3 protein-coding genes are annotated in these 2,417 nt (G+C 72.4%); 2 read left to right on the top strand and 1 reads right to left on the bottom strand.

The features are described from left to right. Positions 1 to 213: 213 nt before the first annotated feature. Positions 214 to 648, bottom strand: coding sequence for a MarR family winged helix-turn-helix transcriptional regulator (locus tag ACWGKU_RS40870; protein ID WP_030235202.1), 435 nt, complete (start codon positions 646 to 648; stop codon positions 214 to 216). 120 nt (positions 649 to 768) lie between these two features. Here ACWGKU_RS40870 and ACWGKU_RS40865 point away from each other — a divergent pair, with 120 nt between their 5' ends. Both ACWGKU_RS40865 and ACWGKU_RS40860 read left to right on the top strand, forming a co-directional pair. Next, positions 769 to 1,227, top strand: a complete 459-nt coding sequence (locus ACWGKU_RS40865; RefSeq protein ID WP_452181075.1) for a VOC family protein — start codon at positions 769 to 771, stop codon at positions 1,225 to 1,227. A 295-nt stretch (positions 1,228 to 1,522) separates the two neighbouring features. After that, positions 1,523 to 2,404 (top strand): MHYT domain-containing protein, encoded by an 882-nt coding sequence (locus ACWGKU_RS40860; protein ID WP_380349023.1) that lies wholly within the window; start codon positions 1,523 to 1,525, stop codon positions 2,402 to 2,404. Positions 2,405 to 2,417: the final 13 nt, after the last annotated feature.

Here is a 2,417-nt window from a genome sequence, read left to right as displayed (position 1 = left end):
GTTGGGGGGGTTTTTTTTTTTTTTTTGTCGTGGGGGGGGGGGGGGGGGGGGGGGGGGGGGGGGGGGGGGGTTTCTGTTGGGGCCCCCGGGGGGGCGGGCGGCGTTGCGGGGGGCCCGCCCCGCTCCTGGTGTCGGTGGTCGGTCCTGCGGTGATGCGGGCTCCTTCTTCTCCCGGCGGCCGGCCGGGGTCGGTGTGCCTCGGAGGTGTACGAGCTACAGGTGGGCGAGCTTGTAGAGCACGGGCGCGGCCTCCCTGAGGACGGCCCATTCCTCCTCGTCGAGCCCCTGGGCGAGCTCGGCGAGCCAGACGTTCCGGCGTCGACGACTCTCCGCGAGGATCGTCTCGGCCTGCTCGGTGCTGCTGACGACCACCTGGCGGCGGTCCTCGGGGTGCGGTTCGCGCCGCACCAGCCCCTTCTCCTCCAGCATCGCGACGATCCTGGTCATCGAAGGAGGCTGCACGTGCTCCTTCCGGGCGAGCTCACCCGGCGTCGCCTTTCCGCACCGGGCGAGGGTGCCCAGCACTCCCATCTCGGTGGGGCTCAGCGACTCCTCCACCCGCTGGTGTTTGAGTCGTCGGGAGAGGCGCATCGTGGACGATCGCAGCTGACTGATCGCTGCGAGGTCCTGCTCGGACATCTCGGGCATCTCTTTAGCCTACGTCATTACTCTCGCTAAGGAAAATGAGATCCGCCGCCGTGCCGGAGGGTCACCGCGGTGCCATATTGGTCATGGGCCTCAGCTCTCTCCCAGAAGGGCCGACCTGCCATGTCCGACCTCGCCACCGAGCAGTCCGAGCGGTCCCAGCGGTCCGAACAGTCGCAGCCGTCCGAACGGTCCGCGCGCACCGGGCCCGGCGACACCGGCTTCGCCCGGCTCGCCATGGTCACCATCGACTGCGCCGACCCGGTCGCGCTGGCCTCGTTCTACGGCGAGCTGCTGGGCTGGGAGACCAGGCACGCGGACGAGCGCTTCGCGATCCTGGACAACCCCGAGGGCGGCAGCCCGCTGGGCTTCGGCCGGGTGACCGGCTACCGGCCGGAACCGTGGACGGAACCGGACGGCAGCAAGCACTTCCACCTCGACTTCTACGTCGACGACCTGGACGAGGCCACCGCGAAGGCCCTCGCGCTCGGCGCCACCGAACCCGCCTACCAGCACGGCCGCACCCTGCGGGTGCTGATCGACCCGGCCGGCCACCCGTTCGGGCTAGCCCCCCTGGAGTGAGCGCCGACGGCGGACCGCAGCCACCAGGAGGCGGTGCGCAGGCAGTGTCAGGGGTTGGTGCCGGGATCATGCAGGCCGCGTAAAGGCCCATCCTGACCTGGGACTTCACGAAAAGCACGAACATTGTGCGACCGCCGGGCAGTGGTTACTCTCCCCGATTGTCAGGGGCACCACATGCCAGGCTCCTCCCCTGCGGGAGCACGTTCCCGCTCCGGTGCCCGCTGCCGCGCGCCTTCCCCGGCCAGTCGCGTCCGCCCGCGCCCCGGTGCCCTCAACCCTCGTCCAGGGAGCTCCATTGGGTGAGATCCACCATGCCGACCACGGCTGGGTGACACCGGCGGTCTCGTACTTCGTCGCCTGCGTCGGCGCCTTCGTCGCCCTGCGCAGCGCCCGCTGGGCACTCGTCTCCCGGGGCCGCACCCGGGCCGTCTGGCTGCTGTTCGCCTCGACCTCGCTCGGGGCCGGGATCTGGTCCATGCACTTCATCGCGATGCTCGGCTTCTCCGTGACCGGCGTCGAGATCGGTTACCGGCCCGGCCTGACCGTGCTCAGCCTGCTGGTCGCCGTCGCCGTGGTCGGCGTCGGGCTCTTCACCGTCGGCTACTGGCGGCGCCGCGTCCTGGCGCTGCTGGTCGGCGGGCTGACCACCGGTCTGGGGGTCGCCGCCATGCACTACCTGGGCATGGCCGCGATGGTCCTGCCCGGCACGCTCGGCTACGACCGGCCCACCGTGGCCGCCTCGGTGGCCATCGCCGTGGTCGCGGCCACGGCCGCGCTCTGGGCCGCGCTCAACATCCGGGGCACGCTCGCCGTGCTGGCGGCGGCGCCGGTGATGGGCGTGGCGGTCTGCGCGATGCACTACACCGGCATGGCGGCACTCTCCGTCCAGCTGGACTTCTCGCGCTCCACCGAGGCCGGCGTGATGGCGCTCCAGTTCATCTTCCCGCTCGGGGTCGGGCTGGGCTGCTACGTGTTCTTCGGCTCGCTGGCCTTCGCGGTCTCGCCGAGCCGGTCCGACTCCCAGCCCCTGCTGGCCGGTCCGGCCGCCCCGCTGCCTCCGCGGCCCCAGCGCGCCTCCGGGACCGCGCGGGCCGCGGGGGCCGCGCGCACCCCGGGCGACCAGGGCAGCCCGCTGCTCCCGCAGCGGCGGCCGCTGGGCGGGGCCGCCCGGCGCTGAGGCCGGGCACGGG

Source organism: Kitasatospora sp. NPDC054768 (genome assembly GCF_053612025.1).
This window is presented reverse-complemented; position numbering and strand designations above follow the sequence as displayed.

What these genes read in the sequence shown, in the direction of transcription:
- ACWGKU_RS40865 (WP_452181075.1), top strand. Translation starts at nt 769, where the DNA reads ATGTCCGACCTCGCCACCGAGCAGTCCGAGCGGTCCCAGCGGTCCGAA.
- ACWGKU_RS40870 (WP_030235202.1), bottom strand. Translation starts at nt 648, where the DNA reads ATGCCCGAGATGTCCGAGCAGGACCTCGCAGCGATCAGTCAGCTGCGA.